This window comes from Flavobacterium sp. (assembly GCF_017985075.1).
In the GTDB taxonomy this organism is placed as follows: domain Bacteria; phylum Bacteroidota; class Bacteroidia; order Flavobacteriales; family Flavobacteriaceae; genus Flavobacterium.
On sequence record NZ_JAGNYF010000003.1, the window covers coordinates 23,919 to 46,924 of the forward strand.

Annotated in this window: 19 protein-coding genes and 4 tRNA genes; all 23 read right to left on the minus strand. The window is 32.3% G+C overall.

Annotated elements, in window-relative coordinates; all coding sequences use genetic code 11:
• Positions 1-198: 198 nt before the first annotated feature.
• Positions 199-4,509 carry a DNA-directed RNA polymerase subunit beta' gene (gene rpoC, locus KA468_RS01295; RefSeq protein WP_291241150.1) on the minus strand — a complete coding sequence of 1,437 codons (4,311 nt, stop codon included), beginning with the start codon at positions 4,507-4,509 and terminating at the stop codon, positions 199-201.
• 253 nt (positions 4,510-4,762) lie between these two features.
• Complete coding sequence (gene rpoB / locus KA468_RS01300) at positions 4,763-8,575, minus strand: DNA-directed RNA polymerase subunit beta (RefSeq protein WP_291241151.1); 3,813 nt, start codon at positions 8,573-8,575, stop codon at positions 4,763-4,765.
• A 249-nt stretch (positions 8,576-8,824) separates the two neighbouring features.
• Positions 8,825-9,196 carry a 50S ribosomal protein L7/L12 gene (gene rplL / locus KA468_RS01305; RefSeq protein WP_291241152.1) on the minus strand — a complete coding sequence of 124 codons (372 nt, stop codon included), beginning with the start codon at positions 9,194-9,196 and terminating at the stop codon, positions 8,825-8,827.
• A gap of 56 nt (positions 9,197-9,252) precedes the next feature.
• Complete coding sequence (gene rplJ / locus KA468_RS01310) at positions 9,253-9,753, minus strand: 50S ribosomal protein L10 (protein WP_291241153.1); 501 nt, start codon at positions 9,751-9,753, stop codon at positions 9,253-9,255.
• 22 nt (positions 9,754-9,775) lie between these two features.
• Positions 9,776-10,465 carry a 50S ribosomal protein L1 gene (gene rplA / locus KA468_RS01315; protein WP_166075916.1) on the minus strand — a complete coding sequence of 230 codons (690 nt, stop codon included), beginning with the start codon at positions 10,463-10,465 and terminating at the stop codon, positions 9,776-9,778.
• 5 nt (positions 10,466-10,470) lie between these two features.
• Positions 10,471-10,911 carry a 50S ribosomal protein L11 gene (gene rplK / locus KA468_RS01320; RefSeq protein ID WP_091309369.1) on the minus strand — a complete coding sequence of 147 codons (441 nt, stop codon included), beginning with the start codon at positions 10,909-10,911 and terminating at the stop codon, positions 10,471-10,473.
• 64 nt (positions 10,912-10,975) lie between these two features.
• Positions 10,976-11,527, minus strand: coding sequence for a transcription termination/antitermination protein NusG (gene nusG / locus KA468_RS01325; RefSeq protein ID WP_291241154.1), 552 nt, complete (start codon positions 11,525-11,527; stop codon positions 10,976-10,978).
• A 6-nt stretch (positions 11,528-11,533) separates the two neighbouring features.
• Entirely contained in the window at positions 11,534-11,722 is a 189-nt protein-coding gene (secE, locus tag KA468_RS01330) for a preprotein translocase subunit SecE (protein ID WP_291241155.1), read from the minus strand.
• An 18-nt stretch (positions 11,723-11,740) separates the two neighbouring features.
• Positions 11,741-11,811 (minus strand) — tRNA-Trp (locus tag KA468_RS01335).
• 59 nt (positions 11,812-11,870) lie between these two features.
• Complete coding sequence (tuf, locus tag KA468_RS01340; protein WP_291241156.1) at positions 11,871-13,058, minus strand: elongation factor Tu; 1,188 nt, start codon at positions 13,056-13,058, stop codon at positions 11,871-11,873.
• 56 nt (positions 13,059-13,114) lie between these two features.
• Positions 13,115-13,186: transfer RNA gene (locus KA468_RS01345), tRNA-Thr, on the minus strand.
• Between the two features lie 118 nt (positions 13,187-13,304).
• A tRNA-Tyr gene (locus KA468_RS01350) sits at positions 13,305-13,385 on the minus strand.
• A 92-nt stretch (positions 13,386-13,477) separates the two neighbouring features.
• Positions 13,478-13,551, minus strand: a tRNA-Thr gene (locus tag KA468_RS01355).
• Positions 13,552-13,645: 94 nt separating this feature from the next.
• Positions 13,646-13,948 carry a ribosome-associated translation inhibitor RaiA gene (gene raiA, locus KA468_RS01360; RefSeq protein WP_291241157.1) on the minus strand — a complete coding sequence of 101 codons (303 nt, stop codon included), beginning with the start codon at positions 13,946-13,948 and terminating at the stop codon, positions 13,646-13,648.
• Between the two features lie 25 nt (positions 13,949-13,973).
• On the minus strand, positions 13,974-14,867 hold the full coding sequence (locus tag KA468_RS01365; RefSeq protein WP_291241158.1) for a tyrosine-type recombinase/integrase: 894 nt from the start codon (positions 14,865-14,867) through the stop codon (positions 13,974-13,976).
• Positions 14,868-14,938: 71 nt separating this feature from the next.
• Positions 14,939-15,133, minus strand: coding sequence for a 30S ribosomal protein S21 (gene rpsU, locus KA468_RS01370; RefSeq protein WP_166127146.1), 195 nt, complete (start codon positions 15,131-15,133; stop codon positions 14,939-14,941).
• A gap of 88 nt (positions 15,134-15,221) precedes the next feature.
• Positions 15,222-16,391 carry an acyl-CoA dehydrogenase family protein gene (locus KA468_RS01375; RefSeq protein WP_291241159.1) on the minus strand — a complete coding sequence of 390 codons (1,170 nt, stop codon included), beginning with the start codon at positions 16,389-16,391 and terminating at the stop codon, positions 15,222-15,224.
• A gap of 23 nt (positions 16,392-16,414) precedes the next feature.
• On the minus strand, positions 16,415-17,293 hold the full coding sequence (locus tag KA468_RS01380; RefSeq protein WP_291241160.1) for a helix-hairpin-helix domain-containing protein: 879 nt from the start codon (positions 17,291-17,293) through the stop codon (positions 16,415-16,417).
• Positions 17,294-17,302: 9 nt separating this feature from the next.
• Positions 17,303-17,521 carry a PspC domain-containing protein gene (locus KA468_RS01385; RefSeq protein WP_291241161.1) on the minus strand — a complete coding sequence of 73 codons (219 nt, stop codon included), beginning with the start codon at positions 17,519-17,521 and terminating at the stop codon, positions 17,303-17,305.
• Between the two features lie 33 nt (positions 17,522-17,554).
• A complete protein-coding gene (locus KA468_RS01390) occupies positions 17,555-18,823 on the minus strand; it encodes a DUF2851 family protein (RefSeq protein WP_291241162.1) in 1,269 nt (422 codons plus the stop codon).
• A gap of 61 nt (positions 18,824-18,884) precedes the next feature.
• Entirely contained in the window at positions 18,885-19,544 is a 660-nt protein-coding gene (locus KA468_RS01395) for a hypothetical protein (protein ID WP_291241163.1), read from the minus strand.
• A gap of 84 nt (positions 19,545-19,628) precedes the next feature.
• On the minus strand, positions 19,629-20,990 hold the full coding sequence (locus KA468_RS01400; RefSeq protein ID WP_291241164.1) for a pyridoxal-phosphate dependent enzyme: 1,362 nt from the start codon (positions 20,988-20,990) through the stop codon (positions 19,629-19,631).
• A 76-nt stretch (positions 20,991-21,066) separates the two neighbouring features.
• A complete protein-coding gene (locus tag KA468_RS01405) occupies positions 21,067-22,935 on the minus strand; it encodes a putative porin (protein WP_291241165.1) in 1,869 nt (622 codons plus the stop codon).
• Positions 22,936-23,006: the final 71 nt, after the last annotated feature.

Here is a 23,006-nt window from a genome sequence, read left to right on the forward strand (position 1 = left end):
TTTAAGGGAATATAAGCTTTTTTAAAATTGTTTATTTTCTTAACCGCAAAGAGCGCAATGATTATCGCAAAGTGCGCAAAGATTTTAAAAATTTTTACTTTCTGCTTAAGCAATACAATAATACAAAAACCTTTTGATTAAAAAAAAGCCTAACAGAAAAAATCTGTTAGGCCTTTTTTAGTATATTAAGAATAAGAATTAGTAATTAAATTCTTCTTTTCCAGCCATTAATTCGCTGTATTCTTCTTTAGAACCTACAATTATATGATCGTAATCTCTCATACCTGTACCTGCAGGAATTCTGTGACCTACGATTACATTTTCTTTCAATCCTTCTAATGTATCAATTTTACCCGCAACAGCTGCTTCGTTTAATACTTTAGTTGTTTCCTGGAACGATGCCGCAGAAATGAATGATTTTGTTTGTAACGACGCTCTTGTAATACCCTGTAAAACTGGTGTTGCAGTAGCCGTAATTACATCTCTAGCGGTAACTAAGTTTTTATCTTCACGTTTTAATAATGAATTTTCATCTCTTAATTCTCTTGGAGAAATAATTTGTCCTGGTTTTAAGCTTGAAGAATCACCTGCTTCTTCTACAACTTTCATTCCGTATAACTTATCGTTTTCTAGAATAAAGTCTGAAGTATGTGCTAATTGATCTTCTAAGAATAATGTATCTCCTGGATCTTGGATTCTTACTTTTCTCATCATTTGACGAATCACTACTTCGAAGTGTTTGTCATTGATTTTTACCCCTTGTAAACGGTACACCTCTTGAATTTCATTTACCAAGTACTGTTGTACAGCAGATGGCCCTTGAATTCTTAAGATATCTTCTGGAGTAATTGCTCCGTCTGATAATGGTGTTCCGGCTCTTACGAAGTCATTTTCTTGAACTAAAATTTGAGCAGAAAGTTTTACTAAATATTTCTTAACATCTCCGAATTTAGATTCAATTGATAACTCACGGTTACCTCTTTTCACTTTTCCGAAAGTAACTACACCATCAATTTCAGTAACTACTGCAGGGTTTGAAGGATTACGAGCTTCTAACAACTCGGTAATTCTTGGTAAACCTCCTGTAATATCACTAGCTTTAGATGAACGACGAGGAATTTTAACAAGAATTTTTCCTGCTTTAATTTTCTCACCATCATCAACCATAAGGTGTGCTCCTACTGGTAAATTGTATGATCTAATTAATTCACCATCTTTTCCGTAAATATGTAAGGTTGGGATTAATTTTTTATTACGTCCTTCAGAAATTACTTTTTCTTGGAAACCTGTTTGCTCATCAATTTCAACCATGAATGATTGTCCTTGTTCTAAATCTTCATAAGCAATTTTACCTGTAAATTCAGATACAATTACACCATTATAAGGATCCCACTTACAGATTGTTGCTCCTTTTTCTACTTTATCTCCGTCTTTAACGAAAATTGTAGAACCGTAAGGAATATTATGTGTACTTAATAAAATACCTGTATTAACGTCAACTAATTTTAATTCGGTAGAACGAGAAATTACGATATCGATAGGTTTTCCATCTGCATCTTCTCCTTTTACTGTTTTTAAATCTTCGATTTCTAATTTTCCAGCAAAACGAGCAGAAATACCCGCTTCTTCAGAAATACCCCCTGCAACCCCTCCAACGTGGAACGTACGAAGTGTTAACTGTGTACCTGGTTCTCCAATTGACTGCGCAGCAATTACTCCGACAGCTTCACCTCTTTGTGCCATTTTACCTGTTGCTAAATTACGACCGTAACATTTAGTACAGATTCCTTTTTTAGCTTCACAAGTTAATGCCGAACGAACTTCTACTTTTTCAATTGGCGAGGCTTCAATAGCTTTCACAATTGCTTCTGTAATATGTTCACCAGCTTGAATTAAAACTTCAGAGTTGAATGGATTTACAACATCTTGTAATGCTACACGTCCTAAAATTCTTTCTCCTAATGTTTCAACAATTTCTTCGTTTTTCTTTAATGCAGAAACTTCTACACCTCTTAATGTTCCACAATCTACAGAATTGATAATAACATCTTGAGATACATCATGTAACCTTCTTGTTAAATATCCTGCATCGGCAGTTTTAAGAGCCGTATCCGCTAATCCTTTACGTGCACCGTGAGTAGAAATGAAGTATTCTAAAATTGATAATCCTTCTTTAAAGTTAGAAAGAATTGGATTTTCAATAATTTCACCACCACCTGCAGTAGATTTTTTCGGTTTAGCCATTAATCCACGCATACCAGTTAACTGACGAATTTGTTCTTTAGAACCCCTTGCACCAGAGTCAAGCATCATATATACCGAGTTGAAACCTTGTTGGTCTTCACGGATATTTTTCATAGCTAATTCTGTTAATTGTGCATTGGCAGATGTCCAAATATCAATTACCTGATTGTAACGCTCGTTATTTGTGATAAGTCCCATGTTATAGTTCATAGAAATACCTTCTACTTGTACACGAGCATCAGCAATTAATTGCGTTTTTTGTTCTGGAATACGAATATCACCTAAACTGAATGACAATCCACCTTTAAATGCGAATTTGTAACCCATATCTTTCATGTCATCTAAGAAAGCAGCTGTTGTAGGCACACTAGTAACCGATAAAATTTTACCAATAATATCTCTAAGCGATTTTTTTGTTAAAACTTCATTGATATATCCTGCAGCTTCAGGTACTACTTCATTGAATAATACTCTACCTGCTGTAGTTTGAATAATTTGGTTTACTAACTCGCCATTTTCATTAAAATCTCTTGCTCTAATTTTCACTCTAGCATTTAATTCTAATCTTCCTTCGTTTAAAGCAATGTTTACTTCTTCCGCAGAATAGAAAGTTAAACCCTCTCCTAAAATGGTATGTTCAGGAGTTGATAAACGCTCTTTGGTCATGTAATACAGACCCAATACCATGTCTTGAGAAGGTACCGTGATAGGTGCTCCATTCGCAGGATTCAAGATATTGTGAGACGCTAACATCAATAATTGTGCTTCCAATATTGCTTCTGGACCTAAAGGTAAGTGAACCGCCATCTGGTCACCATCGAAATCGGCGTTGAATGCCGTACATACTAATGGGTGTAACTGGATTGCTTTTCCTTCAATTAACTTAGGTTGGAACGCTTGGATACCTAAACGGTGAAGTGTAGGCGCACGGTTTAGTAATACTGGATGTCCTTTGATAACATTTTCTAAGATATCCCATACTACAGGTTCTTTTTTGTCGATAATTTTCTTAGCCGACTTTACTGTTTTAACAATTCCTCTTTCGATTAATTTACGAATAACGAATGGTTTGTATAATTCAGCAGCCATATCTTTTGGCAATCCACATTCGAACAATTTCATTTCTGGTCCAACAACAATTACAGAACGCGCAGAATAATCCACACGTTTTCCTAATAAGTTTTGACGGAAACGACCTTGTTTTCCTTTTAATGAATCGGATAACGATTTTAATGGTCTGTTTGATTCTGTTTTAACTGCAGAAGCTTTTCTTGTATTATCGAAAAGTGAATCTACCGCTTCTTGTAACATACGTTTTTCGTTACGTAAGATTACTTCAGGCGCTTTAATTTCAACTAATCTTTTTAAACGATTGTTACGGATGATTACTCTTCTGTATAAATCATTTAAATCTGAAGTTGCGAAACGACCACCATCTAAAGGCACAAGAGGACGTAATTCTGGTGGAATAACCGGAATTACTTTTAAAATCATCCATTCTGGACGGTTTTCTCTGTTTTTGTTAGATTCACGGAAAGATTCAACAACATTCAATCTTTTTAATGCTTCTGTTTTTCTTTGTTTAGACGTTTCGTTATTAGCTTTATGACGTAAATCATAAGACAAAGCGTCTAAATCTGTACGTGCTAATAAATCCATAATACATTCAGCACCCATTTTGGCGATAAATTTATTTGGATCGTTATCATCTAAATATTGGTTTTCCATTGGTAAAGTATCCACAATATTTAGATATTCTTCTTCTGTTAAGAAATCTAATCTGTTTAATTCTTCTCCTTCTGGACCTTTAGCAATACCTGCTTGAATTACTACATATCTTTCGTAGTAAATAATCATATCTAATTTCTTAGATGGTAATCCTAAAACGTAACCTATTTTATTTGGAAGTGAACGGAAATACCAGATATGAGCAATTGGCACTACAAGATTGATGTGTCCTACTCTGTCTCTACGTACTTTTTTCTCTGTAACTTCCACACCACATCGGTCACAAACGATTCCTTTGTAGCGAATTCTTTTATATTTTCCACAAGCACATTCGAAATCTTTTACTGGTCCGAAAATTCGTTCACAGAAAAGTCCATCTCTTTCTGGTTTGTGTGTACGGTAGTTGATGGTTTCAGGTTTTAACACCTCACCTCTTGATTCACCTAACATGGCTTCTGGCGATGCCAAACCAATTGTTATTCTGTTAAATCTTTTAACTCCTGTACTTTTGTCTTTATTATTTCTATTATTCATCATAGTTTTTACTATTGATTTATGTGCAATTTAAAATTGATTCTTGTTATCCTCTAAATAATACTTTAGACATAACGCTACCTCGGCTTACTTCTCTAAACTTCAACATAAACGTTGTAAGTGCTAGTTATATTTCTATAAAAAATCGGAACGGTTTACGGGTATAAATCCTAAAAACTCTTTATTAATATAGTGTTCAGTGTTCAGTTTTTAGTGTTCAGACTGACTACTAAAAACTGACCACTGAATACTGAAATTATTCTTCTAATCTGATATCTAAACCAAGACCTTTTAATTCATGCATTAATACATTGAATGATTCAGGTAATCCTGGTTCTGGCATAGTTTCACCTTTTACGATAGCTTCGTACGTTTTAGCTCTACCATTAACGTCATCTGATTTAACAGTTAAGATTTCTCTCAAAGTACTTGATGCACCATATGCTTCAAGTGCCCAAACCTCCATCTCTCCGAAACGTTGCCCTCCAAATTGCGCTTTACCTCCTAAAGGTTGTTGCGTAATTAATGAGTATGGTCCGATAGAACGTGCGTGCATCTTGTCATCCACCATATGCCCTAATTTAAGCATATAGATAACTCCTACAGTTGCTGGTTGATGGAAACGCTCTCCAGTTCCACCATCGTATAAATACGTATGACCGAATCTTGGAATTCCAGCTTCGTCAGTATAGCCATTAATTTGATCTAATGAAGCACCATCAAAGATAGGCGTTGCAAACTTTTTACCAGTTTTTAAACCTGCCCAACCTAATACGGTTTCATAAATCTGTCCAATGTTCATACGAGAAGGAACTCCTAATGGATTTAATACGATATCTACTGGTGTTCCGTCTTCCAAGAAAGGCATATCTTCTTGACGAACGATTTTAGCAACAATACCTTTGTTACCGTGACGTCCCGCCATTTTATCACCAACTTTTAGCTTACGTTTTTTAGCGATGTATACTTTAGCTAATTTTAAAATTCCAGCAGGTAATTCATCTCCAACAGAAATTGTAAATTTCTCTCTTCTTAGTACACCTTGTAAATCGTTTAATTTGATTTTATAGTTGTGTACTAAATCGTTAATTAATGAATTGGTATGTTCGTCTGTAGTCCATTGTCCTTTTGTTAAGTGAGCAAAATCGTCTACAGCTTGTAACATTTTTTTAGTGAATTTTTTACCTTTTGGTAGTACTTCTTCACCTAAATCATTGATTACACCTTGAGAAGTTTTTCCGTCTACGATTAAGAATAATTTATCAATTAACCTGTCTTTTAATTCGGTGAATTTCACTTCGAATTCCATTTCAAGTTTGTCTAAATCTTCTTTATCTTTAGAACGCTTACGTTTATCCTTAACGGCTTTAGCAAATAATTTTTTATCTAAAACCACACCGTGTAATGAAGGAGACGCTTTTAATGAAGCATCTTTTACATCACCCGCTTTGTCACCAAAGATAGCACGTAATAATTTTTCTTCTGGAGTTGGATCTGATTCCCCTTTTGGAGTAATTTTTCCAATAAGAATGTCGCCAGGTTTCACCTCTGCTCCAATTCTAATCATACCATTTTCATCTAAATCTTTAGTAGCTTCTTCAGAAACGTTAGGAATATCATTCGTTAACTCTTCGTTACCTAATTTCGTATCTCTAACTTCTAATGAATAATCATCTACATGAATAGAGGTAAAAATATCATCTCTAACTACTTTTTCAGAAATTACAATCGCGTCCTCAAAGTTATACCCTTTCCAAGGCATAAAAGCAACTTGTAGGTTTCTACCTAAAGCTAATTCTCCGTTTTGAGTAGCATATCCTTCACAAAGTACCTGACCTTTTTCAACTCTTGTTCCTTTTCTTACGATAGGTTTTAAGTTAATAGTAGTACTTTGATTGGTTTTTCTGAATTTGATTAAGTTGTATGTTTTTTCATCTTCATCAAAACTTACCATTCTTTGTTCGTCAGTACGGTCGTATTTAATTGTCACTTTATCCGCGTCAACATACGTTACAATACCAGCACCTTCTGCATTAATAAGCACACGAGAATCAGACGCAACTTGTCTTTCTAAACCAGTTCCTACAATAGGTGCTTCTGGTCTTAATAAAGGTACTGCCTGACGCATCATGTTAGAACCCATCAAGGCTCTATTCGCATCATCATGCTCTAAGAATGGAATTAATGAAGCCGAAATAGAAGCAATTTGATTTGGAGCTACATCTGTATAATGTACTGCTGATGGAGAAACCACAGGGAAATCTCCTTCTTCACGAGCAATTACATTAGCAGCAGTAATTTTACCTTTAGCATCCATTTCAATGTTTGCTTGTGCAATCATTTTTCCTTCTTCTTCTTCTGCACTTAAATAAACTGGAGTTGACTCTAAATCTACTACACCGTCAGTTACCTTACGGTAAGGTGTTTCGATGAATCCCATTCCATTTACTTTTGCATATACACCAAGTGAAGAAATCAAACCAATGTTTGGCCCCTCAGGTGTTTCAATAGGACATAAACGTCCGTAATGTGTATAGTGAACGTCACGAACCTCGAATCCGGCTCTTTCTCTGGATAAACCTCCAGGTCCAAGTGCAGATAAACGACGTTTGTGAGTGATCTCTGCTAATGGATTTGTTTGATCCATAAACTGAGATAACTGGTTTGTACCAAAGAACGAATTAATTACAGATGATAACGTTTTAGCGTTAATCAAATCGATAGGAGTAAATACTTCGTTATCACGTACATTCATTCTTTCACGAATAGTACGCGCCATACGAGCTAAACCTACACCAAACTGTGCTGATAATTGTTCACCAACCGTTCTAACACGACGGTTAGATAAGTGGTCAATATCATCAATCTCAGCTTTTGAATTAATTAATTCAATTAGGTATTTTACAATCGTAATGATATCTTCTTTTGTTAAAACTTGTTTATCCATTGGGATATCTAAGTTTAACTTTTTATTCATTCTGTAACGACCTACATCACCTAAATTGTAACGTTGGTCAGAGAAGAATAATTTGTCGATAATACCACGAGCCGTTTCTTCATCAGGCGGTTCGGCATTACGTAATTGTCTATATATATGCTCTACGGCTTCTTTTTCAGAGTTCGTAGGGTCTTTTTGCAAAGTATTGTGAATAATAGCGAAATCGGCTTGATTGCTATCTTCTTTGTGTAATAAAATTACTTTAACATCTGCTTCAATAATTTCTTCTACGTTTTCTTTATCTAAAATCGTATCACGATCTAAGATAATTTCATTACGCTCAATAGAAACCACTTCCCCAGTGTCTTCATCAACGAAATCTTCATGCCAAGTATTTAATACACGAGCAGCAAGTCTTCTTCCGATGAATTTTTTGATTCCAGTTTTAGACACTTTAATTTCTTCCGCAAGGTCGAAAATTTCAAGAATGTCCTTATCTCTTTCGAAACCAATGGCACGGAAAAGCGTAGTAACTGGTAATTTTTTCTTTCTATCAATGTACGCATACATTACGTTATTGATATCGGTTGCGAATTCTATCCAAGACCCTTTGAAAGGAATTACTCTGGCAGAATATAATTTAGTTCCGTTTGCGTGGAAAGATTGACCAAAGAATACCCCTGGTGATCTATGTAATTGAGAAACGACAACACGTTCTGCACCATTAATAACGAAAGTTCCGCTTGGCGCCATATATGGAATAGTTCCTAAATATACATCTTGCACGATAGTTTCAAAATCCTCGTGCTCTGGATCTGTACAATACAATTTCAAACGTGCTTTTAAAGGAACGCTATACGTTAAACCTCTATCAATACATTCTTCGATTGTATATCTTGGTGGGTCAATAAAGTAATCTAGAAACTCCAATACAAATTGGTTTCTAGTATCCGTTATTGGAAAATTTTCCATGAAGGTATTATAAAGACCTTCGTTACCTCTTTCGTCTGATTTAGTTTCTAATTGAAAAAAATCTTGAAAAGACTTCACCTGAATATCTAGAAAATCTGGATAATTCGGAATGTTTTTTGTCGAGGCAAAATTGATTCTTTCTGTTTGATTAGCAATCATCAATGGATAATATTTTTGATTAAAAAAAAGTAATTTTTGTGATAACACAACATTTATAAAATATTTTATACTTTTTTTTTACAACCAATACATCTTTAAAAACAAATAAAATTTATTTTTTTTCTTCGTATTGATTTAAAAAAACATTTTTCGAAATTATAAAACTATATAATTTTATTATACGAAAAATGGTTTAGGTCGTTGGAAACGATTTCCAAGACCTAAACCTGTATTATAAACTGGGTGAGATTATTTTAACTCAACAACAGCTCCTGCTTCTTCTAAAGCTTTCTTAAGCCCTTCAGCTTCATCTTTAGAAACTCCTTCTTTAACATTTGCTGGAGCAGCATCTACTAAATCTTTAGCTTCTTTAAGACCTAAACCAGTTAATTCTTTAACCGCTTTAACTACTCCTAATTTAGAAGCACCAGCTTCTTTTAATACTACTGTAAATTCTGATTGCTCAGCAGCAGCACCAGCATCACCACCACCAGCAGCAACTACAACAGCTGCAGCAGCAGGCTCGATACCATACTCATCTTTTAATATTGTTGCTAATTCGTTAACTTCTTTTACTGTTAAATTAACTAATTGTTCTGCGAATTGTTTTAAATCTGCCATTTTTTCTATCTTTAATGTGTTTAAAATATGTAATTTATTAAGTGCGTTTTGTTTTGTTATTCTGCAGCTTCACCTTTAGTTTCAGCGTGGTTTAATAAAGCTGAAAGTATACGTTTAGCTGGAGATTGTAATAATCCGATGATTTCACCGATAACTTCTTCTCTAGATTTAATAGCTACTAAGCTATCTAAAAGTTCGTCACCAATGTAAACTTCTTGATTAATATATGCTCCTTTTAAAACAGGTTTTTGTCCTTTTTTACGGAATTCTTTAATAATTTTTGCAGGACCATTTGCGGTATCTGCAATCATTATAGAAGTATTTCCTTTTAAAGTTGATGATAAATCTCCGTAGTCGTTTGCAGAAACCTCCATAGCTTTCGCTAATAAAGTATTTTTTACAACTTCTAATTTGATTCCCGCTTTAAAACAAGCTCTTCTTAAGTCTGAAGTAGTTCCTGCATCAAGTCCAGAAATGTCTGCTAAATACACAACATTCACATCTGCTAACTGTGCAGTTAAATCTTCAATAGCAATTGATTTTTCTTCTCTAGTCATACTAAATATATTTAACTACCAATTATACTGCTTTAGGATCTAAAGCGATAGCAGGACTCATAGTACTTGTTAAGTGAATAGACTTAATGTAAGTACCTTTCGCTGCAGTTGGTTTTAATTTGATTAATGTTTGAACAATTTCGTGTGCATTGTCATAGATTTTATCAGCATCGAAAGATACTCTACCTATTCCTGCATGAACGATACCAGTTTTATCAACTTTAAAGTCAATTTTACCAGCTTTTACTTCTTGAATTGCTTTAGCAACATCCATTGTTACTGTACCTGTTTTAGGGTTTGGCATTAAACCTCTTGGTCCTAAAACACGTCCTAATGGACCTAATTTACCCATAACAGCTGGCATAGTGATAATTACATCAACATCTGTCCAACCATCTTTGATTTTTTGAAGGTAGTCATCTAAACCAACGTGGTCTGCACCTGCTGCTTTAGCTTCCGCTTCTTTATCTGGAGTAACTAAGGCTAAAACTCTTACATCTTTACCTGTACCGTGTGGTAATGCAACCACACCTCTTACCATTTGATTTGCTTTTCTTGGATCTACTCCAAGTCTAACAGAGATATCAACTGATTCATCAAACTTTGCAGAAGCAATTTGTTTGATTAATACTGAAGCATCTTTTAAAGAATATAATTTATTCTTTTCAATTTTTGCTGCAGCTTCTTTTTGCTTTTTTGTCAATTTTGCCATATCTCTTATTTTAGAGGAGAATCTCCAGTTACAGTTATACCCATAGATCTAGCTGTTCCAGCAATCATACTCATTGCAGCTTCCATTGTGAATGCATTTAAATCTGCCATTTTATCTTCAGCGATTGCCTTAATCTGATCCCAAGTAACGCTTGCTACTTTTTTACGATTAGGCTCTCCTGAACCAGACTTTAATTTTGCAGCATCCATTAATTGAACTGCAGCAGGTGGAGTTTTTACAACGAAGTCAAAAGACTTGTCTTTATATACAGTAATTTGTACTGGACATATTTTGCCGGGTTTATCTTGTGTTCTAGCATTAAATTGCTTACAGAACTCCATGATGTTAACTCCAGCAGCTCCCAAAGCAGGTCCAACCGGTGGCGACGGGTTCGCAGCACCTCCCTTAACTTGTAGTTTAACTACTTTACTAACTTCTTTAGCCATTTTTTAAATTTTTACATTAACCATTGGAAGCGATTAATGCGGGTTTATATATATGTAACAAAAATTATACTTTTTCAACTTGCATAAAACTTAACTCTAAAGGTGTTTTTCTTCCGAAAATTTTCACCATTACTTCAAGTTTACGCTTTTCTTCATTTATTTTTTCAATTGTTCCATTGAAACCATTGAAAGGTCCATCGATAACTTTAACTGTTTCATCAATTGAGAAAGGAATGTTAATGTTTTCTGTTGTTACAGATAATTCGTCAACCTTACCTAACATTCTGTTTACTTCAGCCAGTCTTAATGGAACTGCTTCACCACCTTTAGTTTCACCTAAAAAACCGATAACACCGGTGATAGATTTTATAATATGTGGAATTTCACCTGTTAAGTTAGCTTCTATCATAACATAACCTGGGAAATATACTCTTTCTTTTGATATTTTTTTGCCGTCTTTTACTTGTACTACTTTTTCAGTAGGCACAAGAACTTGAGAGACATAATCAGCCATTCCAACACGATTAACTTCTTGCTCAATATAAGCTTTAATCTTGTTTTCTTGTCCGCTTACCGCTCTAACGACATACCATTTCTTTACGTTATTATCAGCCATTTCGTATTAACCTTTTAACAAATTAAAGAAACCGTTTAATACTTTTGTAAAAGTTAAATCAATACCCCAAGTTGCTAAAGCAAATATTACTGAAAATAATGCTACAACGATAGTGTATTTTTGTACTTCTGCCCATTCTGGCCAAGTTACATTTGATTTTAATTCTTCGAATGCTTCAGAGAAATATTTTAACATGATATTTACATTATTTTGCACGAGCGGAGGGATTCGAACCCCCATCAATGGTTTTGGAGACCACTATTCTGCCCTTGAACTACGCTCGTAAGTTAAAATCAGTACCGATTGCTCGATACTGATTTAAAAAAATATTATTGACTTTAAATTAGTCTAAAATTTCAGTTACCTGTCCAGCACCTACTGTTCTACCACCTTCACGGATAGCGAAACGTAAACCTAAAGACAATGCAATTGGAGATAATAATTCAACATCAATTGTTAAGTTATCACCTGGCATAACCATCTCTCTTCCTTGTGGTAACATAATAGTACCTGTTACGTCAGTTGTACGTACATAAAACTGAGGACGGTAATTATTATGGAATGGAGTATGACGTCCACCTTCTTCTTTTTTCAAGATATAAACCTCTGCTTTAAATTTAGCGTGTGGTTTTACTGAACCTGGCTTAATAATAACCATACCTCTTTTGATATCAGCTTTATCAATACCTCTTAACAATAAACCTACGTTATCTCCAGCTTCACCTCTATCTAAGATTTTACGGAACATTTCAACTCCAGTAATAGTAGAAGTTAATTTTTCAGCACCCATACCGATAATTTCAACTGGGTCTCCTGTATTAGCAATACCTGTTTCGATACGACCTGTAGCAACAGTTCCACGTCCAGTAATTGTAAATGAATCCTCAACTGGCATTAAGAATGGTTTTTCAACGTCACGAACTGGTAATTCAATCCATGAATCTACTGCATCCATTAATTCCATAATTGTAGCTACCCATTTTGGATCTCCATTCAAACCTCCTAAAGCAGAACCTTGAATAACTGGACCATTATCACCATCATATTGATAGAAAGATAATAAGTCTCTGATTTCCATCTCAACTAACTCTAATAATTCAGCATCATCAACCATATCCACTTTGTTCATGAATACAACCATTCTTGGCACACCTACTTGGCGACCTAAAAGGATATGCTCACGAGTTTGTGGCATTGGACCATCTGTAGCAGCAACTACTAAGATAGCACCGTCCATTTGTGCAGCACCTGTAACCATGTTCTTAACGTAATCCGCGTGACCTGGACAGTCTACGTGAGCGTAGTGACGGTTAGCAGTTGAATACTCAACGTGCGACGTGTTAATTGTAATACCTCTTTCTTTTTCTTCTGGAGCATTATCAATTTGATCAAATGATTTTGCTTCTGATAAACCTGCATCTGACAATACTTTTGTAATTGCAGCTGTTAACGTAGTTTTACCGTGATCTACGTGTCCGATAGTACCAATATTCAAATGGGGCTTCGAACGGTCGAATGTTTCCTTTGCCATGATTTTAAAATTTAATCTTAGTTATTTATTAGTGTTCAAAAATTATTTCTATTTTGAGCCAATGTCGGGAATTGAACCCGAGACCTCTTCCTTACCAAGGAAGCACTCTACCCCTGAGCTACACCGGCTTTTGTGAGTTCAGAGTTAAAAACAAACCTAAATTTGTTCTTAATCCTATTATTCTATTACTCAATTTTAAAGATTTTATTTAAAATAGTTTCAAATAAATTCATTTAAAAAAGTTTGTGGGGAGAGCAGGATTCGAACCTGCGAAGTTTTCACAGCAGATTTACAGTCTGCCCTCGTTGGCCGCTTGAGTATCTCCCCTAACCTTACTTAAAAATCAATAAAAACAAATTATAAATTCCAATATAAATTAGAAAATAAATTCATCTATTATTGATTACAAAATTTCAAAGAGCCAGTGGAGGGACTCGAACCCACGACCTGCTGATTACAAATCAGCTGCTCTAGCCAGCTGAGCTACACCGGCATTTCTATACATAGAAAAAGTCCGCTATTTCTAACGGACTGCAAATGTATGTAATTTATTTATTAATCAAAACTTTTTTAAATCTTTTTTTCAATTAACTGTGCGCTCTTAATTTTTCTTTTCTCTTTACTAGTAATCGTTCTAAAGATTCAATTGCTAAATCTGCAGCTTCTTCAAAACTTTTACTGTGTTTGGTTACAATAAAATCATCACCAGGAACCAATACCTTTAATTCAACTGTTTTGTTTTCTTTTTCGCTTATATTTTCTACTTTTAAAAATGCATCCGAAGAAATTACCTTATCGTAATATTTTTCTAATTTTGTCATTCTTTCATCAATAAAATCAACTAATTTTCTGTCGATATTAAAATTTACTGCATGTACATTCACTTTCATAATAATTATAGGTATTAATTAAACATTACTTGTTTCTTGGGTGTGCATTGCTGTATACTTTTTTTAACTCTGACAAACTACTGTGCGTGTAAATCTGAGTAGATGACAAACTTGCGTGACCAAGCAACTCTTTAACTGAATTTAAATCTGCACCGTTATTTAACAAATGTGTTGCAAACGAATGCCTAAGAACGTGGGGGCTTCTTTTTACCTTTTCAGATATAGTACTAAAGTAATCATTTATTAATCGATACACAAACGTTTCGCTTATTTTATTTCCTTTTTTAGATAAAATTAACTTTTCGGGAACACTTATATTATCGAGTTCTTTACGTTTTGTTAAATATAATTTTATTACATCAGTCGTGGATACTAATAAAGGTATAATTCTTTCCTTATTTCTTTTCCCTAACACCTTTATAGTATTGCCATAAAAATCTATTGCATTTGTTTCTAAATTAATTAATTCCGCTCTTCGCATTCCAGTTGCGTATAATAATTCTACAACCAATCTATTTCGTATACTATCAAAATCGGTTTCTATAAAATGCAATTCAAATAAGGTATTAATTTCTTTTTCAGAAAAAGGAATCTGAACTTGTTTGGGTGTTTTTAACGATTTGTGTTTTACAAAAGGGTTAGTATCTATTTGCTTTGTTTTTAATAGAAACTTGTAAAACGATTTTAAGGAAGCCATTTTTCTATTAATTGAAGAAGCTGCGATTTTTGCATCCGACAATTCAACAATCCAACTACGAATTAAAGGATAATTCACTTCTTCTAATAAACTCGCATTGTGGTTTTTGTTTAGAAATAATTGAAATGATAAAATATCTTTTTGATACGCATTCACAGTGAGCGGAGAATACTTTTTTTCCTTTTCAAGATATTCTAAATGAGATTGTAAATTATTGCGCATAAAAAAACCGTTAGATACAAATTTATAATTTATAATCTAACGGTTAAAGTATTTAATCAAAAAATGATGGATTAACTTTCTAAGTTGTCTCTCATGTTTTGGATGTAAGCCGCTTTTTGAATTTTGATTCTGTTTGTCACAGAAGGCTTAATGAAAGCTTGACGTGCACGTAACTGACGAACAGTTCCTGTTTTATCAAATTTTCTTTTATAGCGCTTTAATGCTCTATCGATATTTTCTCCGTCTTTAATTGGTATAATTAACATAATATTGACACCTCCTCTCGTTAAGTGTGCAAAAGTATATTTTTATTTTTAATAATGAATTATAAATTGTAAATTATTTTTAAAACAACTATTTAACAGCTGGTTTATAATTTTGATTATCAATTATCATTTTTGATAAAATTTCTTTTAAAATTTCTGAAGTACCTCCGCCAATTGGACCTAAACGACTATCTCTTAACAGTCTTGCTAACGGATATTCTTCCATATAACCATAACCACCAAGCATTTGTAAGCAATCATATATAGCTAAATCAGCTACTTTTGTAGATTTCAATTTTGCCATTGTAGCTTCTTTTACAACGTATTCGCCTTTATTTAATCTGGCAACCGCTGCGTAATTGAATATTTTACAGTGTTCTACTTCAGTAGCGTGTTCCACCATTGTATGGCGGAGTGCTTGAAATTTATTAATTTTACTACCAAATGCCTCTCGTTGCGACATATATTCTATAGTGTAATCGATAGCATATTCAGCTCTGGCGTGAGCATTGACAGCCATTATTAATCTTTCAAATGCAAAATGCTGCATAATGTAAGGAAATCCTTTCCCTTCTTCACCCATTAAATTTTCTAAAGGAATCTCAACATTATCAAATGCAATTTCTGCAGTATCTGAAGCTCTCCAACCTAACTTATCTAATTTTGTTGCAGAAATTCCTTTAACGTTTGTGTCTACTAAAAAAATACTAATTCCTTTATTTCCAAGTTCTGGATTTGTTTTTGCAGCTACTATATAATAATCGGCATACACGCCATTTGTAATAAATGTTTTCGAACCGTTAATAATGAATTTATCACCTTGTTTTACAGCCGTAGTTCGCATTCCTGCTACATCACTTCCACCAAAAGGTTCGGTTACGCAAAGTGCGCCGATTTTATCACCTAAGATACTTGGAGCTAAATAATTTTGTTTGATAGCCTCACTTCCTTCTGCGTTTAAATGCGTCATTGCTAAATAAGCGTGTGCCCACATAGCTGCAGCAAAACCAGAAGATTTAATTTTTTGAAGTTCTTCTAAAAACACAACCGTATAAAACAAATCTAAGTTTAATCCACCATAAGCTTCAGGATAATTAATTCCGAAAAAGCCCATTTCACCAAATTTTTTCCAAATAAAGCGTTCAATCGTGCCTGTTTTTTCCCATTTTTCAATATGAGGCACAACTTCTTTTTGTAAAAAATCTTGTAAACTTTTTCTAAATAATTCGTGCTCTTCTGTAAAATATAATGAATTCATTACTGAAATTTTATTTGTTTGTTTTAGAATTCCAAATATAAGGCTATTATTTTTAATTTTTCAAGTGGAAATTGCTTAACATTTGTTAAATCTTCACTGCTTTTAAAATCGCCATTCATACTTCTAAAAGTTACAATATTCTTAGCTATAGTGTAATTAAAGTAAGGAAATTGTTGTAGTTCTTTTATCGTAGAAGTGTTAATATTTATCTTTTTTAAGTTTTCTGAAGATCTAATTTGGAATTTTTTATTCAAATCCGCAATTGCTTCAGGCGAAATTCCCCAAATAAAACCTAATTGATCCATGGAAGCAAAACTGCCGAATTTATCTCTTTCAGATATTATTTTAAGCGCTAATTTTTCTCCAATCATATACGCTTTTTCTAATTCAGCTTGATTGGCTTTATTTAAATCTTGTACTACAATTTTAGATTCTTTTTTATCAAATTTCTGATACGTATTTTCATGTTTCGACTGATAGTTTTTAGAAGTTTTATTGGTTACCCAATCTGGAAATTTAAAATATATTGCATACAGTTTCATCCATTCATTTGAAACACCTGTTAGTTTCTGAAATTCTGCACTTGAATTCACATATTTATTTTGCTTTCTAAACTGATGCAATTTATCAATTTGCGCTTCTGACATTCCTAACTTATATCCTTTATAATCTGAAATAAAATTAGGGTTAAATGGATAAATTTTATTTGAGTTTTCTTGAGCTGCTTCTTTTAAACTATCAATTTCATTTTGAGCTAAAAGCCAATTTTTCTCATCTGGAGTTAAATCCAAAGTAGTTGTATCCTTTTGGTTATTAAACCAATAAATAAATAGTTGTAACAACCCAATGCTACAAATCAAAATTGCAATTCCGAAATAATGTCCTTTAGAAAATCGTAACATAGCTTACTGTTATAAATCAAAAACTGAACTTCGTTTGGTGTAAATTAAATCTTTAAGTTTATATATAAAAGCTAAAGTTAAATAAAAGCCAAATCCTAAGCCTACTGTAATAAAAGATATATATACGAAAAACAAACGCACTTGAGTGGCACGCATCCCTAATCTGTCCGCTAAACGAGAAGCTACAAAAAATCCGTTTTTTTCGAAAAAATGAAGTAAGTTATACATATATATGAGTAAACATTTAAAGCATAAAGATACTTAGTTTTTTAACAATTGCAAACCTACAGCGCAGTTAAGGCATTTATTTTTATTACAATATTCATTTTTAAGTTCTAATAATGATTGTGATTGAAATGCATTTACGGATTTTACATTATAAGCTGAGAATTTCTCAAGAATAGCATTTTTTTCTGAAGGTATGGATTCTAAAAGTGAAATTAATTCTTCAATATTTAATTTTCCTTGATGTTTAGCATAACAAAACTTTATAGGAATTACAGTATTAATTAGTATCAAATCGATAAATGGAGTGGTTAAACCTTTACTTTTTGTTTTACTTGTTTTTGAAAAATTATAATGATTTTTCCAATATTCTGATGTTTCACTTTTTAATAACTGCTTAATTTGAGAATAGGAATTGGCTTGAATCAGTTGAGAAAACAGATTGTGATTATTCGCTATTAAATTTGTAAATTGTGACAAACGTATTGTTGGAAAATTGTCAGGACGTAATTTAAAAAATTGTGGATGCAAACCATATTCTGACTCTAAGTTGTATTTTATTTTGAGATAGCTCCAATGCGATGCTAATTTTGTGTGATATTCATCTTCAATAGGCTCATTTAATAAATTTAATTTACCAAAAAATAAGGCTTCCAAATTTTCAACATCAAAACTTTCTCTTCTAACTATCGAAAAAGGAATAGATTGAGCCAATTGCAAAAAGCACTCACCATTTGTATTCAGACCAAAATTTTTAGATAACATTTCGAAAAAAACGGCTTCCCAATTCGTATTTGTTTCTACTAATCGATTATCTATGATTTCAGATTTTCTTTCTAATCTATTTAAAAACAAACTTTCTAACCAATTTTCCCAAATAAAATTATCAATTTTTCCGATTTGATTTTCGCAATTTATCCAAGATTTAGAAGTTATTAATGATTTATATTTGTTTATTTCAGAAAGCGATACATACTTTTTTAATTCTAAAGTTGGTATTTCAGAATTGTCTTTTCTGAAAATTGGCGTATCATTTTCCCAGACTACGTGAAGAATTACGTTGTCATAATTGGCATCTTTCTCGTGATTGTGTAAATACCAATCGGAAGACTTCACATGAATTTCAATATTCCCTGCCCATTTTTGCTGATTGATAGAAATTTGCGCATTAAAAATATCAGGGCCCGCATTTTGTAAATACTGTCCAAAATAATTGATTTCTAACTTTTCGTTAAGATGTGTTTTGAGTTGGGTAAATGGTAGTTTCTTATTTACCCATAAATAATGGAGAAATTCTTCTTGCATGGCGTGTACTTTTTAATTTGGCTTATATATAAAACAAATATAAAAATAATTCAAGAAAAAATTACTCTTCAATAATTTTTTTTAAAAATTTAATATTGAATGTTTTATTAATGTTTGTATTTATATTGTATGTTTTGAAACAATTTATAAACAAATCAATTTGTTGGTTCTTTTGTTCGCTTAAAATCAATTTTTTATAATCATTAAGTATCAATTCTAATGGAAATCTTAAAATGCCTATATTTGGCGAAAGATTATTATCATAAACATTAGCAATAATTTGATTATTTGAATCTTTAACTTCTACTTCTGTTATTCCAATTTTTATATAATTATAATGAGGTATAAAAGTTACATTTACAGGGTTTTCATTTTTTTCTGTTGAAAGATAACTTATTTTTAGGCTATCTATTATTGATTTTGATTCTACAAAAGTTAACTTAATTGAATCATTCTCTATTTTATATTTTCCAGAACCCGAAATATCAACCAGAAAACCTCTACCACAATCAATATTATTATTCTTTTTTTTATACTTTTTCTGATATAAATAAGGCGATTCATTAACATAAGAAATAAATCCAAAAGAATTGTTTGCCATTATAACAATGTATTCTTTTTCATTTTCTGACAAATAGGTCCCCAAAGGCAATTCAACTTGTGAAAAAGATTGATTAACAATAAGAAAAATCAATATGTTAATTATTTTTTTTAGGTTCATAATTTAATCAACTTAAGTAAAACCAAATATAAAAAAAACGGATAACATTTTGCTATCCGTTTTAAAAATATTTATTTAGATTTTCTATTTAATAGAACTAATAATATCGTGTTTGGTTATAATATGATGTTTTCCGTTTCCTAAATCTACTAAAACCGCTTGATTGTCTTTATTTATTAATTTAGACACTTCATCTATAGAAGCCGATGCCAATACAACCGGAAAAGGTTTACCCATTACTTCTTTAATAGGCAAATCAGCTATGTCTTTGTTTTCAAAATAACTTCTAAACAAATCTGATTCATCTAAACTTCCTACAAAACCAGTCGTATCAATTACAGGAATTTGAGAAATTTTGTATTTTTTTAATCTTTCAATAGCGTGAGAAACCAATTCTTCTGTTCTAACAATAATTAAAGGTTTGTCTTTATGATCCTTGATTAAATCTTCTGCTTTGGTAATATTTTCCTCTAAAAATCCTCGTTCACGCATCCATTCATCGTTATACATTTTTCCAACATATCGACTTCCAGAATCGTGAAATAAAACAACAACAACGTCTTCTGGCTTAAAATGTTCTTTCAATTGCAAAACACCTTTTATAGCGGCACCAGCAGAGTTTCCACAAAAGATTCCTTCTTCTAAAGCTAATTTACGAGTATAAACTGCAGCATCTTTATCCGTAACTTTTGTAAATCCGTCTATTAAAGAAAAATCAACATTTAATGGTAAGATATCTTCACCAATTCCTTCAGTTATATACGAATAAATTTCGTTTTCATCAAAAATACCTGTTTCGTGGTATTTTTTAAATACAGATCCATATGTATCAATTCCCCAAATTTTTATATTCGGATTTTGTTCTTTTAGATATTTAGCCACTCCAGAAATCGTTCCGCCAGTTCCTACTCCAACCACAAAATGCGTAATCTTACCTTCTGTTTGTTTCCAAATTTCTGGACCCGTTTGCTCATAATGCGCAGTTGCATTACTTGGATTATCGTATTGATTTACATACCAAGAATTTGGAATTTCATCCCCTAATCGTTTTGAAACGGAATAATATGAACGTGGATCTGTAGGTTCTACATCTGTAGGACACACGATAACTTTCGCGCCTACTGCACGTAAAATATCTGACTTCTCTTTTGACTGCTTGTCCGAGATTACAAAAATACATTTATACCCTTTAACAATAGCTGCTAAAGCCAAACCCATTCCTGTATTTCCTGAAGTTCCTTCAATGATTGTTCCGCCTGGTTTTAATCGGCCATCTGCTTCAGCATCTTCCACCATTTTTAACGCCATTCTGTCTTTAACAGAATTTCCTGGGTTAAATGTTTCCAACTTCCCAAGAACCAAACAAGGCAATTCAGCTGTAATTTTATTAATTTTTACAATTGGCGTATTACCAATAGTTTCTAATATATTTTTAGCGTATTTCATATTATTATTTTGTGATGACAAAGTTACATGTTCTTGTATGATTTACAAAAAATAACTTCAATTGGTCGATTTTGTACTATTTAAAGAAATTCCATTCTAATCCGAAACGAATGTGAAAGTCTCTAAATGGAGAATTTGGCGTGTTAAAATAATCTACTTTATTAGTAAACAAAGCATTAAAATGTTCTGCTTTTAGGTAAATTCTGCATTGTTGCACACGAGCATTTACAAAGAAATCTAAAACAGGAAATCCTCCAACTTTTGATTGATCCTGAACATAAAATTCTCCTAAGACACCAATATAATCATCTGCATAATACTTACTAAAATAGTTTATCGTAACACCCGTTTGCAACAACATGGCTTTCTTAAATACCGATTTGGTGTAATACAAAGTGTTTCGTAAAACAATATTTGGTAAATTTAAAATTTTTGCATCTTGCTGTACTTCTTGAAGTTTTACTCTGTTATCTAATGCCCAATTTCTGAATTTAATTTCCTTAGCGATTTCAGCGCTAACATATTGAATAGATTTATTGTATTGAAATGGTTTTACAACCAAGCTATCCAATCGTTGTGTTGTATTATAAAAATACAAATGATCATTAATATTAGATATTTGAATTGTAGCATCTACCCATTTATTTTTTGTTTCTACTTTAATAGAACTAATTTTTTCGTTTTTAAAAGGCGAATTCCAATTATAATTATCATAATCACTTTTATGAAAAACAAAAATATTATCTGGAATTTTGCTAACTTGTTGAGCTGATATTTTTACAAAATTATCATTAGAAAATGTATACTTGGCAAAAGCTTCAAAATTTGAAGAAGGTTGTTTTGAAATCGCGTTTTGTAATACAATATTGAAATTCCACTTATTTCTATCAAATTCATATTGACCGCCTACTGAAGTTACGCGATTGTGTAAGTTGTATTTGTCATTTGCATTGAATGCTATATTTTGTGGTATAACATAAAATTGATTATATGAATAATTATCTATAAAAAAATTAAGTTCCCCTAATGTTTTTGTTTTAAAACTAACGCCAACCTTATTGTAAAAAACATCATAACGAGTTTTATTATTAATAGAAGTTGTGTTGGAAATTCCTAAACGATCACTTTTAGTGGCTTGTATATATTCGTAAAACTTATTTTCATAATACGTTTGATGTTTTATTACCAAAGAATTACCGGTTGAAAATTGATACGATTGATCTAAAAAATAGCGGTTTCCTTTTAATTTGGAAGAAGCATCATTAAAATAAACATCTACACGTTCTCGTTGACTGAAAGATGGGTTTGTTCCATCTAATTGTTCCAACGTTTTTATACCACCATTTTCTTGATTAAAAATATCTTGACCGATGAAATTAGCTTTTAAAAAATATTTTTTATTTAGGGAATGATAATTAGTTATAAATCTAAAATGCCCAGAACTAGTCAAATTATTAAAATAATCCCCAACAGAACGAATTGATTTATAAGCAATCGTAAAATTTAAATTTGGTTTTGTATTTACTGATAGTAATGCATCTAAACTTTGCCCTTGACGCATAACGGTTTTGAAATAGATATCCGTTAAAGGAGTTGGCACCGAATAATAATAAATATCATTTGTATTTAAATAAGAAACGTGTTTCGCATTAAATCCAAATTGAGGCAAAACCGATTTGGATTTTCTAGAATAATCCAATTGATTATAAAGGTAGCCTTCATTTGAAAAGGAGAATAAACCAAAATTATCTTTTCTTAAATAATTGTATTTATATTCATCTTGAATAGTTAAAGACGTATCAATATAAACAGTATCTTTTAGAGTGTTGAAGGTTTTATAGAGTTTAATATCTGCTTTTAATTCTACAACTTTAGTAGTATCTGGTTCTTGCGAATACAAAGAAAACGAAAAAGCAAAAAACAATATAATAAGTAGGGTTCTCATTTTTACAATTTAAAGGGCAAATGTACTGAGAATTTGTTGTAAAAAAAAACCCCGATAAAATCGAGGTTTAA